Here is a 15,841-nt window from a genome sequence, read left to right on the forward strand (position 1 = left end):
TGCGACGGCATCACGCAGCCCCCTCGCTCGCCTCGACCTGATCACGCCAGAGTCGTTGCAGCATCTGGTAGTCCGGCTGCGCCACCCCGCCCCAGGAGCCCCAGGTCTCGCCTCGCAGCAGCGCCGCGGCGAGGCATTCCTGCCGCACCGGGCAGCCGTCGCAGAGTTCGGCGACACGGGCCCGCTCGGCGTGCAGGGCCTGGGCCGGGAACCGGGCGCCATCGGGCGGGAAGAACGTCGCTGGTTCGGCGTCCCGGCATGGCCGGGCGGCTGCGGACTCGACGTGCCGCTGCAGCCAGCGCCAGTCGGTGTCGGCGTAGCCGGCCAGCTCGGTGAGCAGGCCGAGGTGGAATGTCGTTGGGCGCCTCATCGGCCCACCGCCATGCCGCGGGCCAGCGGGTAGGTGGCCAGCACCGCGACGTCGTGCTGGGTGTCCTGCCAGTCCAGGTCGGTCAGCGCGCTCTGGGCTGCTTCGTTGACCACGCGCATGCACGCGCGGCGCAGTTCCCCAGGGTCCGAGGCGGTCACCGAGATCGCCATTGACCACTCCACGCCCTGGTGTCCCGATCCCGGGGCCAGGTCGCGCAGTCTCCGCGCCGACGCGGACAGCATGACCTCGTCGGTGCCGTCGCCGACCTTGTTCTTCTCGTCCGAGCCTTGCATCGACGCCCCGTCCTGGGCGACGTCGACGACGGCGCGTGCGCGTGCGACCTTGTCGGGGATGAACTCCATCCGGACCGAGAGGGTGCGGATGACCGACGGGTTGACCTTGGTCAGCAGCGGGGACAGCCATCGCGGGCCCAGCTGCGCGGGGGCGATGCCCTCGCGCGGCAGGAACGCCGTGCGGGTGTGCCAGACGTCGTTGACGACCAGGCGGTCGCGTTCGGTGGTGTAGGACTGCCAGCAGTCGCTCCACCGCACGCCCTCGTGCTGGTCGATCGGCCACCGCGGATCCTGCAACGACCGCAGGACCGCGCAGGTGCGCTGCTCGCCGAGGACACGGGGCCGGGTCAGCTCCGCGCGGGCCGCCAGGTCAGCCATCCGCGCCAGTTCCTCGCGCACCAGGCCCGCCCATCCCGCGACGCCGGTGCCGTAGGACTGGGATTCCTCGAAGAACTCCGGTGTCAGCGGAATCCGCGCGATCAGGTAGTTCCGGTGCTGCTCAGCGGAGCTGGCAGTGAGGTCGATCAGCTCCTCATAGGAGGCGATCACCTCGTCGAGGCCGGGCTGGCCGGACACGCGCTCGGAGACGAATGCCCGGTGCGGCGCCGGGTCGTGCGGGACGATCCGGTTGATCTGCTGCAGCCCGCGGATGAAGCTGCCCCCCTTGGCCAGCTGCGCGAGCAGCACGCCGTAGCGAATGGACACCGAGTTGTAGGCTCGATCGGTCCGCAGCCCGGATGCCTGGCCCTGGACTTCCATCACGACCGACAGGTAGGACCGCTCGCCGGGGTTGTGGTGGTGCAGCACGAACATCTGCTCGTATCCGGTGCCGGCCAGGTCCAGTGGCTCGACCCGGCCCAGCGGCACCGGCAGTTCCCACAGCGGCCCGGTGACGTCGTCCGCGTCGCGCTGACGAGCCTCGCCCGGTGCCAGGAACACCGTCTGCCCCGCGCGGCGCCGGGCCCGCCAACGCAGAGCCCACAGCCAGTCTTCGGCTTTCGAGCGTCGCCGGCCCCAGGGGCTGACCAGCGCCCACACCGCGAACAGCAGCGCGAAGCCGCTGAGCGCGCCGGTCATCCCGCCCACCCCGAGCCACAGGATGAACGAGCCCATCACGGTCAGGCCCAGGATGACGATGGCTGGTTTGGACAGCGACCCGAACAGGCCGCGGCGGGAGACTTCCCCGCCCAGGACGGCGATCCTCATCGGCCGTCCCCCCTGATCACGTCGTCGTCGACCTCGGGCACGTGCCGGGTGTGCGCGGCCGCGCGGACCTTGTTCACCCCGGCCACCGCGACCTGCGCCGCCGCGGCCCACGGGCCCAGAGCCTTGCCGCCGGCCGAGGCGGCCGCGGCCGCGCCGCCGGTCGTGCCGGGCACACCGGCGCCCAAGCTGGCCGTGCCCGGGCCGGGGCTGCCAGCGCCGACGGCCGCGGTCCGCCCGATCTGCTGCTGACCGGGGCCACCGGTCTGCCTTCCTGGGCCTGTGCCCCCGGAACCGGTCCGTCCCGGCGGACGCGAGACCGGCGAGCTGGTGCGCGGCTGTTGCGGCTGTCCGCCCTGGGGTTGCTGCTGGGCGTAGCTCTGCTGAATGGTGTGCTGGCCACCACCACCGCCACCAGGGGAACCCCCGGCACCGCCTCCGCCGCCTCCGCCGCGGCTGCCGACCGCGGCCATGCCCGCGCCGACCACTGCCGCCGTGCCGAAACCGGAGCTGGGCTGCGAGTCGTGACTGTCGGACTGGGTCGGCAGCAGGGGCGCGTACTTGAGCAGGGAGAACGGGGCGAGACCGGCGACGATCAGGGCGACCGCGGCCAGCACCAGCTGAAGCAGCAGCGTCAGGCCTCCGGACTTCATCGCCGGCACGCTGAGGTTGCCGTCGATGAGCGCGAAGATCACCCCGAGCAGGAAGAACAGCAGGGGCTTGGCGAACAGCACGCCCAGGAAGGTGTACGGCACTTTCAGCGCCTTGCGTCGCCACTTGGGATGGACCCACATACCCCACGCGATGCCGGCGACCACCGCCGACATCGGCAGCGCAATGGACTGCATCGCCAGCCCGATGAACACGGCAAAGGCCCCGATGATCATCAGCAGGAAGATGATGATCCCGATGAACGCCCCACCCGGGATCAGCGTGACGGTGACGCCGCCGAGCAGCGCCAGCTTCGCGACGGCCGCGTTGAGGTAGCCGGCCTCCCAGCCGGCGATCCCGTTGGTCAGCCCCTTCGTCAGTTCGGTCAGCACGGCGCCGATGGCGGGGGAGAACACCGCGAGGAACAATCCTAGGGGCAGCTGCTTGAACAGCGCTTCCTGCAGGTCCTCGCGGCCTCCACCGCCGGAGGCTGTTCTCCAGATCATCAGGATCGCCATGAACGCCATGACCACGAGCCCGATCCCGCTGCTCGCGGCGTAGGTTTCGAGGAACCAGGGTGTGCCGGGATCGAAATCTCCGACGCTGGCCAGTCCTTGCAGCATCGTGGTGGTGAACCCGGTCGCGGCGTCGTGCAGCGAGTTGGCCAGGTCGTCGACGGCCGATGCGGGATCCGCGACGAACTTCGCCACATCGACGGCGAAGGACACAATCCCGACGAACGCGTCCACCACCCAACCCCCCGCGGTGACGATCCCGTCGCCCACCAGGCCGAAGAATTGCCCCACCTTCTCCAGCCAGCTGGTGTTGTTCTCGATATAGGCGGCCAGCCCGGAAAAGAGCTGGGCGACATTCATGTCCCAGTTCTGGCACATTTCCAGCTTGCTGGGGTTCATCGCGACTTTGCTGCAGTCGGTGAAGAACGCCTTCTCGCAATAGGGTGATCTCTTGTCGCCGCATGCGTTGGTGAACTGTTCCTCCGGTAGGTCCGCCGGGTAGGTCGGCGACTGGGATTTCATCTTTTCGACGGTCGCCGGATCCGGTGCGGCGGCCCAGGTGAATCCCCAGGCGTTGTTCGCCGGAGTGGTGAACTCTTTGAGCGTGTCGGCGCATCCTCCTTGCCCGGTCGGCATGAGGTACGCGTCGCGGTCCTTGTTGCTGGAAGGGAACAGCTTCGGAAGGTTCGGCGGCTCCTTGTTCGCGTCGAAGTCCGTCGGCGGGTGAAGTGGGTCCGTGAACCAGAACTGCATCCGGGCTTCGGGGGGAGTCGACCAGTACATTAGCCGTGGCTCGTCGAACATCACGGCGTTGATGTACATGCCGATGTTGCCGCCTTTGTCGATGCACGAAGCATCGTGAAACCACGGCGCGTCCTTGAACTCCTGCGTGCCGGCCACAAATTTCTTCAGTTCGGCGGGGAAGCCTTGTGGGACTTTCCCTACCGGCTGACCGGGATCAGCCAGTGCCGCCGGTGAATTGAAGGCCAGCAACGCCAGCACCGTGATAAACAGCGCGGCGAGTCGACGGATCATTCTCCCCCCAAACAATCATGCGTTAATTGATGTAGTACGTGTAGAGGCCGTTCGTCAGCGGCGTGGTCGACGGCGTGGTGCCAGTGTCACCGGGCTTCGGGCCCTTCGACGCGCGCAGGCTGCTGACCTTCCAGTCGCCGTTCTCCCAGCTCAGCCGCACGGTGTGCGTGCTCCAGTCGTCCGCGGTGCTTGCGCCCCCGATCCCGCTGGTCGAGCCGACCGACACGACCCAGATCTCGACGGTCGCCGAGGAGTCGGAGTACGCCGTGACCCGAGTGGTCGCCGGGAGCTTGCTGGTCTGGTTGCTCCCCGGAGAGTCGGGGCCGGCCGACAGTGCCGCGCGAGCCGCCTCGTCGGCGTTGCTCGCCGTCCACGTCTTGCCGGCCGTGGCCGAGTCGGCCTGGCCGTGGGCGACGTTGACGATCAGCTGCACAGCGTTGACGCCAGCGGTGGCGGCACCGGCCTGGTCGTGGGTGTAGCCCGAAGGCACACCCTGCGTGATCTTGGCCGGACCGTGCGGCCCGCCGACCGCGCCGCTGGACGGCGTGGCACTGGTGCCCGGCTGGGCCGCGGGCGCCGGGTCGCTGGGGAGCACCCAGCGGCCGACGATCACGCCCACGACCAGGGCCGCGATCGCCAGGGCGATCCACGGCCAGATCCGCGAGGAACGGCCGCTGGTGGGCGTGGGAGGTGCGTAGTTGACCATGATCATCTCCTAGAAGAGGGCGACAACTGCTCCGAAGATGATCCCGAGCGCCGCGAGGGCACCCAGCGCCAGCCCACTGCGTTTGGCACTGTCGGTGTGCTCGAGCACGCTCGACTGGTAGCCGCCCTTCTTGGCGTGTTGCAGCTCGATGACCGCCCTGATCGCCCCGATGGCCACCACGACGAACGCGAGACCCCAGAACCCGGCGAGCACCTTCTGCCAGGCCTTGGTGAAGGCGAGCCCGAAGACGTTGAAGTCCGGGAGAATGCCGTCGAACGGGTTCCTGGTGCCCTGCTGGGCGAGGAACTCGGTGGCGGTATGAACTAGAAACTGGATCGTCATTGTGCTTGGGCCCTCCTGACAGGCAGCGCCGTCACCGACGCTTGCCCACCCCCCTGATCAGCGTTTTCCTGCTGTGGCGATGCCGTTGGCGCGCGAGCGATCCCGGCCTGTGGCGACTGGCGAGGCGGTGGTGGCTTCATCTGGTCCGGACGGGTGCTGTGCACCGCGGCGAGCCGGTCGGTGACCGCGGCGGCCGCGGCGACCCATGCCTGCCGGGACCGCTCGCTGACTCGCCCGTAGACCACCGGCGTCCCACCGGCCAGCTGCGCGTCGAATGGCACCTCGACCACCAGCGCCGTCCGCGCGGCGAAGTACTCCAGCACCCGGGCGCGGGTCTCCCCGCTCGGCGCCGCCGCCGACGGCCGGATCACGGTGACCGCGTCGGCTACCAGGTCCGCCCGGCCGCTCGCGGCCAGGCCGTCGAGCATCCAGGCCGCCATCTGGGCGACGTCGGGGTCCAGCGTGATCGGCACCACCAGCACGTCCGCGCAGTGCGCCGCCCACTGCCAGTTACCCGCGCGCGGGTTGTTGCCGGTGTCCATGACCGTCAGCCGGTAGTACCGCGACAGCAGCAGGCCCAGACGGCCGCACTCGCCGGCGCCGATCTGCTCACGCCGCGCGGCGTCGAGATCGGCCGCGAGGACGTCAGCCTTGCTCGGCTGCGATCGCAGGTAGTGGGCCATGTCCCCGGCAGACCCGGACGGTCCCGCGAGCTGCTCGAACGCGCCCAGCAGGTGCCACACCGTCGTGGCCGGGGCAGTGACCTCGGCGCGGTCGGCCAGCGTGCCCCGCGCCTCGTTGTTGTCCCAGGCCACCGTCGACCCGCCGCGCAGCGTGGCGAAGGTGTGCGCCAGCATCAGCGCGGCCGTGGTCACGCCGGCGCCGCCCTTGGGGTTGGCCACCATCACCAGCCGCGCGCCGCCGATGTGCTGGCGCACCGCGACCTCGGCCAGCCGATGCCGTGCCTCTTCCCGGCCAGGCCGGGGCTTGATCAAGCCGCCGGTCAACCGGCGGACTCGGCCGCGCCAGCCCCAGCGGGCCGGGTCTGCGGTAACCGACGGCGCAGCCGCCGCCAGCCCGGTGGCAGGAGCCGGAGGCGGCGTCGGCGGCTGCGCTGCGGGTGCCGGCGCGACGGCACCGGGCGTGCGGGTAAGGTCCACCGGGGCTTCGGTCCCGTATCCTTCGGTGTCACCAGGTCGCATCAGGCATTCACCGCCCCCGGAATCGGTCGAGCGGCCACACCGCGGAAATCTCCACCGGTGCGCACATTCGAGACTTTGACGACATCACCGCTTTGCGGTGCCTCCAACATGATGTGTTTCCCCCCGATATTTCCCAGATAGAGGGCCACGTGATGGGTGCCCCAGAACAGCAGATCTCCTGGCTGTGCTTGAGAAAACTGCACAACCGACTTGGCATTCGTGAGTTGTGTCCGGGACGGTCGAGTCAGCATCACGCCGACCTGGGCGTACGAATAAAATGTCAGTCCGGCGCAGTCGAATCCGACTTTGTTGAAATCACCATGCTTATCGGCCGCGCCGCCGTTGTCGCTAATTCCCTTAGTAGGGCCGTCCGCGTTTCCGCCGCCCCAGGCGTACGGGGTCCCCAGCCACGCCAGTCCCGACCCGATCGCCTTCGCGACCGTCGGCGACGCGGCGGTGACCACACCGGTCATCCCGGCCTGCGGAGGCAAGGTCACCTCGTTTCCGCGGATGGTGACCGCGATCGGTCCCTTGACCGACTGGTCGGCACACTTCAACGGCGGTCCCGATCCGTCGAAGAGCGCGCCGGTGACTGCTTCGGCGAACCCCTGCCACTTCGCGTACTCCTGCGCTCCGGCACCACTTCGCTGCACTGCCTGCGCAAGATCGTGATTCGAGCGCGGATCGGTGTCGTAGCCCGGAATCTGCTTGGTCAGCACGGTGAAGAAGCCCTTGGTCGCGGCAGCTGCATCGTGCGGGTCGTAACCGACATACGCCCGGAAGGGGCCAGGGGCGATCTGGTGGAACAGCCCTTGAGCTCGCCCCTTGTCTCCGGCCGCGCCGAGCTGGGATTCCTGCATCGCGGTCTGGATGGCGATCGTCGCCCCGCGACGGGTGATCGACATACCCTTCGCGGTCCCGAGGACCTTCTGCGCGGCGTCTACCTGTGGCGGCTTCAAGGTCACCCCCGCGAACTGCTGCCCCGCCGGGGGAGCCGCAGGCGCAGCGGCGGGTTCGGCGGTGGGCACCGAGCACGTCGGCGGCCCTGGCGTCGTCGCCTGGGCCTCCCTGCCGGAGAACACCAGAACCATCGCCACGACTAGCGCGAGCGCGGTGGCGGGCACGACCATCAGCGTCTTCATCAGCCGGCGTCCACTTCGGCGTCGACCAGCCAGCGCCCGTCCGCCTCGCGGACGATGCGCCGCGTGCTCGACAGCGGCAACGTCTGAAACGGTGCTCCGTCGGCCAGCTGGGTGCTGGTGGCCGAGACCTGGACGTAGACCGAGGTCGGCGATGCGGGAGCTTCCGGGCTGATCAGCGCGGCGACGTGGTCGCAGCGCGCGGACAGCTTCTGCGCGCGGACCTGCTGGTAGGTGTCCGGTGTGTCCCCGCGCGCGGTGTCGGCCGCCGTCGCGGCCACGGTCGCGAAGACGGCGGCGCGGGTCAGATTGGCGTTGATCGGCTCCTGGTAGTCGGTCTGGCAGAACTGCCGCATCCATGCCTGCGCGACGAGCACAGGATCGGCGTAGATCGCCGGCGTGGGATCAGGTGCCGGAGCCGCGGCGGGAATCCCCGACGGCGCACCTGCCCCTGCGGTGGGGGTGACCGGCGCGACCGTGGGCAGCTCGATCTGTCCCGGTGTTGTCGGAGCCGGCGCTGCCGGGGCACTCGTACCCGGCGGCGACGAGGCAGCTTCGGGGCCGGCGGGCCCCGGCGCCGAACAGCCAGCGCCGAGCACCGTGGCAGCCGCGACGGTCACGGCCACCCGCGTGAGGCAGCGGTTCATGGCAGCGTCCCGGCGAGCACGGGCGCGAGCACCCGGTGCAGCCACACCGACGCGAACTGGGCGAACTCACCGCCGTCGGCCGCCAGAGCCAGGCAATGCCCGGACCGGGCCTGCACGTAGGTCGTCAGCGGCGCGGCGAAGCTGGGCTGCTCGGCCGCGTGCAGCGTGTCCGCGCTGGTGCAGTCGACCGCTGTGCACGCCCAGGAATCCCTGCCGCCATTGGCTTCCAGCACCGGCGCGGTGATCCGCCGTGAGGTGGCCTGGGCCAAGCCGACGAGGACGCCGTCGGGCAGTTCGGTTGCGCTTCCGACGTCCTTGGTGGCCTCGTCGGCGGCCAGGACCGCAGGGTCGACATCGTCGGCGGCGTGGAACAGCGCGGCGCGCGCGCCTGGAATGGTCGTGAGGTAGCCGGGGTCCAGCGGCCGTCCTTCCAGCGCCGCGGGGTGCATCGAGGTCAGCGACGTCAGCAGCTGATCAGGGGCGATCCGGTGGGAGTACCCGGTCAGGATCACCGCGTCGACGTCGCCGGGATGCCTGGCTGCGGTGATGACGGCCGCCATGCTGCCCAGCGAGTGTCCGACGAGCGCGACCTGGTCGTGTTGCTGCCCGTCCAGGGAACCTTCTCGGGCGTGCACGATGACCTGGTGCACGGCGTCGGCCTGCAAGCTCGCTGTGATCAGCGTGCTGAGCGGATGCGAGCTGGCGCCGGTGCCGATCCGGTCAACCGCCAGGGTCGCGAAGCCTGCGGCGTTCGCTCGCGCGGTGTAGGAGTAGGCGTCCAACCCCAGCCCGGACCAGTAGCTCCGGTTGTAGGTGCCGCCGGCGACAAGCACCTGCAACGGCGCTCCGGCGCGGCCGTCGGCAGGCCCGCAGAGCGTCGCGTGCATCGCCTCGGCCAGCAGCCCGCTGTTCACCGGAATGTCCAGCTCGGTGCACGAACGGCTTTGCTGCGCCGCCGACGCGGACGGGCCTAGCCCGGCCAGGATCGCCGCTACTACTGCGAACAGGGCCGCCAGTGCCGTTCCGAACGCGCGGCGAGCGGCGCGATGCCGGCCTCGCCGTCGCTTCCCCTCGGCCGGCGCAGGCAGCGTCATCCGTGGCTGGTCAGGTCCTCGTGCGTGTCGTCCCCTCATGGAATTTCCCCCTTCTAGTAACAAAAACACCCCACTGTCCTGTGTGGACTCCTTTGTGGGATGGTCGAGCGAGCCAGGTCCCGCAGCCGGTCATCGCGCTGAGGTGGTGGTCCAGGCACGCGCGACACTGGAGGCGAGCGCGGTATTCGCGGCGCCCGCGACGGCTGATCGCCGCCCGAGACCGCAGGACGCACCCAGCGCCGTCACCGGCCCGCCGAGCGCGTCGATCAGTAGTGCGAAGGCGAGCCGGGTTGCCTCCGGGTGGTTTTCGTCCACCACGCCCGCGATGACCTCCACTCCGCGGCGGAGCTCACGCAACGCGGCGTAGAACGCCGGGTCCGTGGCGGGCGCGGCGCTGCCGTGCGCGATCGGAAGGTGCACCAGGGGCATCGGAACGCCCCGCGTGTCCAGCAGGTCGGCGAGCGCGTTGAGAAATGTCACCGGGGCGGTCAGGTCGCTCGGCTCGAACAGCGGCTCGTGCTCGAGGTCGCCGTAGCACAGGTGCAGCACCCACCTCGCCGACGGCGCCGCGGCCAAGGTCGCCGCGACCTGACCGGTGAGCTCTCCGGTCAGCAACGGCCAGTCCTCGCGTGGCGTGCGGTGGTAGGCCAGCAGAATCGCCGGGCTTTCCAGCTGCAGCTGAACACGATCGCCCCAGCGAGTGGCGAGCTCGGTGATCTCGCCGACGAGCATGGCCTGCATGTCGCCGATCCACTCCGCGGACGCCTCCACCGACCCGGACACGAAAAACGCCAGATCGAGGGCATTGGGGATGCTGACCTGCAGCCGCTCGGGGATGTTGGTCCCGCCCTGCAGCCGCTCGAGCGAGGCGAACGCCGCGGCTGTCTGCTCGACCCGGCCCAGGGTGACATCGGCGGGTGAGAGCACGTGACCGTCATCAATCGCGTAGTAGGACAAGTCGTCGTAGCCCAGACTTGTGCCTGAGTGCACCTTCACCAGACCGGGAACCTGTTCGCGGGCCTCGAGCCAGTCGATGATCCACCGGTCGTCGGCATCGAAGGGCAGGGCAGTCAGGGGGACCCCGTGCTGGTGGTCGAGATGCCACTGCATGGTCGAGAGCGGATGTCCTCCGGTCCCCAGCGGCGCGGTGCCGACGAGGTGGACGGCCATCGGGCGGGTAGTCCATTGGCGTGGGGCGGGTGCGGCGGGCGCGGAAACCGACACGAAGCAACTCCTTGACGTGAATCGACGGCGGGAGGTGAGCGGGAGCGGCCGGGGGGCCGCCGCTCCCGCTCAGCTGGGGATCGCGATGCGCGCGGCCGGCAACCGGGCCGCGGTCCGCGAGGTCGCGGGGAACTGGTGGCGAACCTGGCGCCGGGATGGTGGCCTGGGTGTCCGCGGTCCGCTGGTGTTCATCAGTTCTCCTGGTGTGCAAAGGGAAGTCAGTGCGGCTACGCCGCTACCCGCCCGGTGACCCAGGTGTGGGCCGAGCGCAGGAAGCAGTCGTTGTCGGTCGGGTGGCCGATGCTCACGCGCACTCCGCGCTCGGCGATGTCGAGCACGAGAACACCGTCAGCGAAGCAGTGCTCGGCAAACCGCCCGGAATCTTCGGCGAGGGGAAGCCAGACGAAATTTCCGTAGGAATCCCCTGGGGCGTAACCGATCCTGCGCAACTCGGTCAGCACACGCGCACGTTCGCCGATGATGCGCTCCACGTTCTCCCGCATCGCCGAGCGGGCCTTGAGCGCGGCGACCGCCGCGATCTCGGCCTGGATCCCGACCTCGCGTGGCACCCCGGCATCGCGGACCTGCCGAGCCAAGCCGGCCGGAGCGATGCCGTACCCCACGCGCAGACCGGCCAGCCCGTAAGCCTTGGAGAACGTGCGCACCACGACCACGTTGTGGCGCCCCGCTGCCCAGCGGGCCCGTGCGAGCTCGGCCCCGTCAGCGACACGAGGGTCATCGCAGAAATCGCGATACGCCTCGTCCAGCACGACGACGACGCCCTCGCCGACCCGGTCCAGGAATCCGCGAAGTTCATCGCCGCGCACGACAGCACCGGTCGGGTTGTGCGGATTGACCAGGATGATCATCCGCGTGCGTGCTGTGACTGCCGCGAGCATCGCCTCGAGATCCACTGAGCCGTCCGCCTGCGTCGGGACCCGCTGCGCAACGGCACCGGCCTGACGCGCGAAGATCGAGAACGCCTCGAACGCCGGCGTCGCCCACATCACCGCGTCGCCCGGTCGCGTACAGACCACCCGGATCAGCCGCTGCAGGACCGAGGACGAGCCGGCACCGAGCATGATCTGCTCGCTCGGTGTCCGCAGCTGCTCGGCCAGCGCGTCGTGCAGCGGCGTGTAGGTCGGGTCGGGATAGCGGTTGATCCTCGCGTTGTTCAGGATCGCCGCGCGGACCGGAGCCGGCGGATCACCGGGCAGCTCGTTGGCCGCCAGCCTGGTGATGCCGCCGATCCGGCGCTCGCGCGCGTACCGCGGTTCAGGAGCCGTCGTCATCTCGATCACCAGAGCGCGGTGCTTGCCGTAGGTGCTTCGAGCTGATCGGTGAGCATCCCGAGTTCGAAGTCGCGCTGCAGCTGATCGACCCGGGCCGCGGCGATCGCGTCCAATTCGGGCAGGCGTACCACGTCGTCGTTGAACGCGCGATCGGTGCGGACCTCGAAGACCGTGGCCTCCGCGTCCGGGGCGAGGTTGATGCCGATGTGCGGCACTCCCGGCCCGATGTACATGATGGACCCGGGGGCATGCAGGAACGTTTCTTCCAGTTGGTCCCCGGCGAGGCTGGCGACCATCCCGCTGACGACGAGCACGGTGATCTCGGAGTGCTCGTGGATGTGCGGCACGGCGTGATGGCTGCAGGCCATGCGCACGACGCCGGAGGACAGCGTCTTGATCGGGGCTACTCCGGAGTGCACTGCGGGGGCCAGCTGCTGGCGCTGTGGTCCCATCGTGAACTCGGGAATCGGGTTGGTCGTCTTCTGCAGCGTCCGCTGAATTTGTTGAGTCATGCTGGTCAATCCCTTGGTGGTGAGGGCCGCAATGGGTGCAGATGGGCTCAGAAGTTGATGCGGGTGCCGTCGGGGGAGACGACGCCTTCGCGCGTGCCGGGAGCGGCGAAGTTGATCCGGGTGCCGTCGGGGGAAACCACTCCCTCGCGCGTGCTCGGGGTGGCGAAGTTGATGCGGGTGCCGTCCGGTGACATCGCCAGGTCCCGGTCAGCGATCACAGCGCTGATCCGTGTGCCGGTGGGTTCCTGAGCCACTGCCGTGATAGCGCTGCTGCCCTGGGAGGGCATGGGGTCCGCTGCGGCGGCCGCGGTGGTGGCGAACGCGGATCCGATGGCCAAAGCGCCGAACAGCAGGGCGCCGGCGAGTGTGGTCTTCGTGCTGATCATGAGATCGGTCCTTTCGCGGGGGTGTGTCGTGCGGAGGGGTTTGGGTGAGGCGCGGTCGCGGCCGGATCGGCACCGCGCGCGCACTCGCGCAGCAGGCCGACCACGGACGCCGCGGACCAGACGCCTTCGAGCAGGAGGAAGCCGATCTGGTGCTCGGCGAGCGCGTCGAGCGCGAGCACGGCGGATCCGGCGGAGTTCATCGCGAGATAGACCCGCGACTTTTGGTGCAGGGTCCCGATCTGCGCGAGCAGAAACGAAGCCAGTAACAGCACCGAGCCACCGACCTGGACGATCTGGCTGACGGCGCTCATCCGCGGTCACCGCCCGCGCGCAGGTCGGGGAAACTGTCTTCCGGCACATGCAGCCGGGCGACGGTCGCGTCGGGATGGCAGCGGTTGTAGGCCGCGACGAGGTCGCGGTAGCGGGAAGCCAGTGGGTCGGCGACGTCGGTAGCGCGGTCCAGCCGGGCGCAGACGGCACGGTAGATCTGGTTGACGACGTCCGGGCGGCCCTCCCGGTAGCGCTGCGCGGACTTGCCGCAGTGGCTGAGCATCCGGCTCTCGTGCACGTCCCCGCCGTCGGTGCGGGGCCGGCGGACGAACCGGGTACCTTCGCCCTGGAAGCCGAGCTCGGCGTTCACAACTGCGGGCACGAGGTAGGTGTCCACAATCTCCGTCGCGGAGAGTTGGACGCTGGACCGGGTGCGGTAGAGCCCGAACGCGGCAGCGAGCGCGCCGAGCTCGTCGTTGGTGAAGCTGGTCATCTCCGGAGTTCCGCCCAACTCGGCCGCGCGCTGGTCAAGACGGCGCCGGTCTGGGATCAGGGCGGGATCGGCGTGGTAGACGGAGCGGATGACGTCCCAGATGTTGCGTGCCCAGAACGCGAACTGCGCGTGAACCAGCACCGGGTCGTTGATGTCGGCGTGCCCGTGCGGCAGCCGGAGGTGCCCGACGATCGCGTCCAGCACGCGCATGCCCGATGGCTCGAACGGGATCCCCAGTTGCGCGAGCAGCCGGACGTAGGCCTGGACGAAGTGCGCCTGCGCGACTTGGTTTCCCTGTGCGTGCCGGAATGAGCCGTACGCGAGGACCTGCAGGTGTGGCCGCATCGACGTCGTGTGGGCGCGCCGACCGGCACGCGCTCGACGGGCGAGCGGTGCGGTGATTTCGGCGCGGTCGGCGGTCATGGTGCGGCTCAGCAGCTGATCTGCGTGCCGACCGGACCGGTCCGCCCACTGGCAGTAGAGGTGGTCACAGCAGAGGTTCACTTCCTGAATTTCGTTGGAACACAAAGGAAATTGGGCGCGTCAGACATCGGGTCGCAGATAGGCGCGAGATACCCAGCCGGTTCCGCGCAGGCCCGAAGGGCGAAGTGCACGGTGTGCTCCTTCCTGTTGGTGCCTGGTGACTCGGCGCGGCATCGGCGGGGGGGGGGGGGGGGGGGGGGCCGGCCCCCCCCCCCCCCCCCCCGCCACTGGTCAGCCGGTCACCGCGTGGTGGCCGGGCTTGGGCTTGACGGGGACGGCGTCCTTGTCCGGTGCCTTGCCGGCTCCGGTCTTGCCGGGCTTGGTGGTCTTCGTCGGCTTCGGGCCCGGCTTGCCGGTGGGATCGGTGGTCGGCTTGCCGGTGGGCGGCTCGCTCGTCGGCGGGGTGGTGGCCTTGTCGCAGGACACGCCGGCCGCGGTGACCGTCTGGCTGACCTTGCCCTTGGCGTCGGTGATGGTCACCGTGACGCCGGTCGCCGAGCTGCCCCCGTCGGCGCCGAAGGAGACGTGGAAGAACTGGGTGCTCTGCGCCGAACCGGAGTGGCTGACCTTGGTCACGCCCTGTTCGCAGGTGGCGGTGACCGAGCCGATCGCCTTGCCCCCGACGGTCAGGCTCCCCACCGAGGCCTTGGCGTAGCCGGGACGTGCCTCGGTGGAGATTCCCGATGCGCTGAACGAGGTTCCGGAGACCGAGCCACTGTTGGCCGACTTGTTGTCGATGCCGGAGGCCTTGACGCCGAACGCGGTCGACCCCGAGGCGGCCGCGGCCGGCGATGCGGCGCTGGAGAGGGTGAGGCCGACGATTCCGGCGGCGAGGATGCCGCCGATTCCGGCGGCGGTCAGCGCCCGCTGAGTGGCGCGATGTGTTGCAGTGCGGACCACGAGGTCCCCCCTTGGTGTGTTGGATGTGGTGTTCACGTAATGTCCACGACGCTGCCCAGCGGCACGGTCGTTGAGATCACGTCGAGTGCGTCGGGCGGAATCCGGACGCAACCGTCTGAGGAGGCCTGACCGAAAACCGTTGCGGTCGGCCAGGTATGGATGCCGACGGTCCCCGGACCGCCGCCAAATGTCGTGTGGGTGTCCGAATGGGCGCCCAGCGGAAGAACCACCGGGCTGAACGTGGGGTGATCCTCCAAAATGGACGACAACACGAACGTCCGCCCCGCGGGTGTGACCGCCCCGGCCTTGCCCACCCCGATCGTCCAGCGCCCAATCTGGGCGTCGTTCTCGAACACCGTGAGCGCGAAGTGCTCGCGATCGACCGCGATGCGGTATCTGCTGTGCTCGGTGGTGACGTCCGGATCTTCGAGATAGACCCATCCGGTGGATCCGTTGGGGCGGCTGGGAAGCAGCACCTGCGCCCAGCCGGGTTGTTCGTCGATCACGGGCACCTTGGTGTCGGTGGCCAGCTCGGCGAAGTGTTGCTGGGGCGGCAATGCGGCGATCGGCGCGCCTCCGGGCGCGGCGAACACCGCGACCGTGGTGGTCGGATGCACGATCCTGCCGGAGGTGCGTGCGGTCGGCGCCGGGTCGGCAGGAGCGCCCGTCACCGTGGTGAACGTCGTCGATTGCGGCAGTGCCGCCAGCGTCGCGGCGGTGACGTCCTGCGGCGCCACGATCTGCTCCCCGGTGTCACCGGCGTCCGCCTCGGCGGCAGCGGTTGTGTCGGTGACTGGCTCGGCCAGTGGGGTGCTCTCTCCGCCGGAGGCCAAGGCGATGATCGCGACCAGGGCGACGACGACGGCCAGCGCCGCGGCCAGTAGCAGGCCGGTCCGGCGGTTCCGATCGCCCGAGGGCGGCTCCGTCGAGCTGCGCACTCCCGATGGGGGTGTCGGGCCGAGCGAGGCGTCCTGCTCGGGTCCGAGCTGATCCGGGGTCTGGCCGCCGTCCTCGCTGCTCATCGAGACCTCCTTCCTGGTTGTTGGGGGGCTTGCCGGCGCGGAGTGGCGACGCGTGGCCGTCC

Annotated in this window: 17 protein-coding genes; all 17 read right to left on the reverse strand. The window is 69.7% G+C overall.

The window, feature by feature from the left end:
* Nucleotides 1-10: 10 nt before the first annotated feature.
* On the reverse strand, nt 11-370 hold the full coding sequence (locus tag QQ657_RS10360; RefSeq protein WP_284741846.1) for a WhiB family transcriptional regulator: 360 nt from the start codon (nt 368-370) through the stop codon (nt 11-13).
* The gene (locus QQ657_RS10365) at nt 367-1,869 is read right to left on the reverse strand and encodes an SCO6880 family protein (protein ID WP_284741847.1); all 1,503 of its coding nucleotides are present in this window, start codon (nt 1,867-1,869) and stop codon (nt 367-369) included. Before QQ657_RS10365 ends, QQ657_RS10360 begins: the two co-directional genes overlap by 4 nt.
* Nucleotides 1,866-4,067 (reverse strand): AI-2E family transporter, encoded by a 2,202-nt coding sequence (locus tag QQ657_RS10370; RefSeq protein ID WP_284741848.1) that lies wholly within the window; start codon nt 4,065-4,067, stop codon nt 1,866-1,868. Before QQ657_RS10370 ends, QQ657_RS10365 begins: the two co-directional genes overlap by 4 nt.
* Before the next feature lie 22 nt (nt 4,068-4,089).
* The gene (locus QQ657_RS10375) at nt 4,090-4,773 is read right to left on the reverse strand and encodes a DUF8175 domain-containg protein (RefSeq protein ID WP_284741849.1); all 684 of its coding nucleotides are present in this window, start codon (nt 4,771-4,773) and stop codon (nt 4,090-4,092) included.
* 9 nt (nt 4,774-4,782) lie between these two features.
* The gene (locus QQ657_RS10380) at nt 4,783-5,115 is read right to left on the reverse strand and encodes a hypothetical protein (protein WP_284741850.1); all 333 of its coding nucleotides are present in this window, start codon (nt 5,113-5,115) and stop codon (nt 4,783-4,785) included.
* On the reverse strand, nt 5,112-6,122 hold the full coding sequence (locus QQ657_RS10385; protein ID WP_284741851.1) for a MinD/ParA family ATP-binding protein: 1,011 nt from the start codon (nt 6,120-6,122) through the stop codon (nt 5,112-5,114). The genes QQ657_RS10380 and QQ657_RS10385 overlap by 4 nt, the downstream gene beginning before the upstream one ends.
* A 194-nt stretch (nt 6,123-6,316) precedes the next feature.
* Entirely contained in the window at nt 6,317-7,459 is a 1,143-nt protein-coding gene (locus QQ657_RS10390) for a C40 family peptidase (protein WP_284741852.1), read from the reverse strand.
* Nucleotides 7,459-8,103, reverse strand: a complete 645-nt coding sequence (locus tag QQ657_RS10395; RefSeq protein ID WP_284741853.1) for a hypothetical protein — start codon at nt 8,101-8,103, stop codon at nt 7,459-7,461. Before QQ657_RS10395 ends, QQ657_RS10390 begins: the two co-directional genes overlap by 1 nt.
* Entirely contained in the window at nt 8,100-9,197 is a 1,098-nt protein-coding gene (locus QQ657_RS10400; protein ID WP_284741854.1) for an alpha/beta fold hydrolase, read from the reverse strand. Before QQ657_RS10400 ends, QQ657_RS10395 begins: the two co-directional genes overlap by 4 nt.
* Before the next feature lie 129 nt (nt 9,198-9,326).
* Nucleotides 9,327-10,367 carry a hypothetical protein gene (locus tag QQ657_RS10405; RefSeq protein ID WP_284741855.1) on the reverse strand — a complete coding sequence of 347 codons (1,041 nt, stop codon included), beginning with the start codon at nt 10,365-10,367 and terminating at the stop codon, nt 9,327-9,329.
* Between the two features lie 281 nt (nt 10,368-10,648).
* Nucleotides 10,649-11,713: an aminotransferase class I/II-fold pyridoxal phosphate-dependent enzyme gene (locus QQ657_RS10410; protein WP_284741908.1), complete on the reverse strand. Its 1,065-nt coding sequence runs from the start codon at nt 11,711-11,713 to the stop codon at nt 10,649-10,651.
* A 5-nt stretch (nt 11,714-11,718) separates the two neighbouring features.
* Nucleotides 11,719-12,225 carry a cupin domain-containing protein gene (locus QQ657_RS10415; RefSeq protein WP_284741856.1) on the reverse strand — a complete coding sequence of 169 codons (507 nt, stop codon included), beginning with the start codon at nt 12,223-12,225 and terminating at the stop codon, nt 11,719-11,721.
* A 47-nt stretch (nt 12,226-12,272) separates the two neighbouring features.
* A complete protein-coding gene (locus QQ657_RS10420; RefSeq protein ID WP_284741857.1) occupies nt 12,273-12,611 on the reverse strand; it encodes a TolB-like translocation protein in 339 nt (112 codons plus the stop codon).
* A complete protein-coding gene (locus QQ657_RS10425) occupies nt 12,608-12,922 on the reverse strand; it encodes a CBU_0592 family membrane protein (protein WP_284741858.1) in 315 nt (104 codons plus the stop codon). The genes QQ657_RS10420 and QQ657_RS10425 overlap by 4 nt, the downstream gene beginning before the upstream one ends.
* Nucleotides 12,919-13,878 carry a hypothetical protein gene (locus QQ657_RS10430; protein WP_284741859.1) on the reverse strand — a complete coding sequence of 320 codons (960 nt, stop codon included), beginning with the start codon at nt 13,876-13,878 and terminating at the stop codon, nt 12,919-12,921. Before QQ657_RS10430 ends, QQ657_RS10425 begins: the two co-directional genes overlap by 4 nt.
* A gap of 210 nt (nt 13,879-14,088) precedes the next feature.
* Nucleotides 14,089-14,757 carry a hypothetical protein gene (locus QQ657_RS10435; RefSeq protein ID WP_284741860.1) on the reverse strand — a complete coding sequence of 223 codons (669 nt, stop codon included), beginning with the start codon at nt 14,755-14,757 and terminating at the stop codon, nt 14,089-14,091.
* Between the two features lie 32 nt (nt 14,758-14,789).
* A complete protein-coding gene (locus QQ657_RS10440) occupies nt 14,790-15,779 on the reverse strand; it encodes a L,D-transpeptidase family protein (RefSeq protein ID WP_284741861.1) in 990 nt (329 codons plus the stop codon).
* Between the last annotated feature and the right edge of the window lie 62 nt (nt 15,780-15,841).

The sequence above is a fragment of the Amycolatopsis ponsaeliensis genome (genome assembly GCF_030182635.1).
GTDB lineage: Bacteria > Actinomycetota > Actinomycetes > Mycobacteriales > Pseudonocardiaceae > Amycolatopsis > Amycolatopsis ponsaeliensis.